At 64.3% G+C, this 470-nt stretch carries 1 protein-coding gene; it reads right to left on the reverse strand.

The window, feature by feature from the left end:
* On the reverse strand, window positions 1-214 hold a 214-nt coding region (locus EN994_RS34870; protein WP_348631702.1), incomplete at its 3' end, for a LysR family transcriptional regulator.
* Window positions 215-470 lie beyond the last annotated feature (256 nt).

Here is a 470-nt window from a genome sequence, read left to right on the forward strand (position 1 = left end):
CTGTGAGGCTGAGGCGCCTTGTGGTGCGATTGATGAGCCGGACGCCGAGGTCGTCTTCCAGTTCCTTGATGGTGCGGCTGACGGCCGTCGTCGACATGTTGAGATCGCGCGCCGCCGCCGACAGGCTGCCCAGCAGGCAGACCCGATCGAACACCCGCATCGCCGTCAGAAGATTCATCTTGCCTTCCCCTCGCCGTCGCGGCCCCGCCGCCATCCGCTGCGTCTTGTAGAAAACAGCGCCCAGCAACGACGCGGCAAGGGCATTCCACCGAATTTGGGCGTAAAATCAACAATGGGAGAACCGATATGACATCCAGACCTCTTCATCCGGCGATCGGCACATTTGCGAAAGGCGCGAAGAGCGGCGCGCTTGGCCGCCGCGAGTTCCTGGCGTTGGCCAGCGCCTTCGGCGCCAGCACGGCGATTGCCTATGGGCTCATCGGTCAACCGGTTCCGGCGCGGGCCGAGGA

The sequence above is a fragment of the Mesorhizobium sp. M7A.F.Ca.CA.002.09.1.1 genome, from assembly GCF_003998555.1.
Lineage (GTDB): Bacteria > Pseudomonadota > Alphaproteobacteria > Rhizobiales > Rhizobiaceae > Mesorhizobium > Mesorhizobium ciceri.